The sequence below is a fragment of the Salegentibacter maritimus genome, assembly GCF_016236915.1.
Taxonomy (GTDB): Bacteria; Bacteroidota; Bacteroidia; order Flavobacteriales; family Flavobacteriaceae; genus Salegentibacter; species Salegentibacter maritimus.
In genome coordinates this window covers 1-237 of sequence record NZ_JAEHOK010000077.1, presented here as the reverse complement: position 1 = coordinate 237, position 237 = coordinate 1, and the positions used below count along the sequence as shown (strand labels likewise).

Genomic DNA, 237 nt, shown 5'->3' with positions numbered 1-237 from the left:
TTGGGCCTAATACAGTGACCCTGACCGTTGTGGACAACAACCAAAATGAAACCACAGCCACGGCAAAGGTAACGGTAGAAGATAATGTTGCCCCTACAGCAATAGCAAAGGACATTACGGTACAGCTTGATGCCAATGGTATAGCTACTATCGCTCCAGCTGATATTGACAATGGCTCTAATGATGCCTGTGGTATTGCTAGCCTAAGTTTGGATATCACCGAATTTACTTGTAAAA

1 protein-coding gene is annotated in these 237 nt (G+C 43.9%); it reads left to right on the top strand.

The window, feature by feature from the left end:
- Positions 1-237 (top strand): hypothetical protein (locus tag I6U49_RS16895; protein WP_198629708.1); only part of this gene is annotated, 237 nt, incomplete at both ends.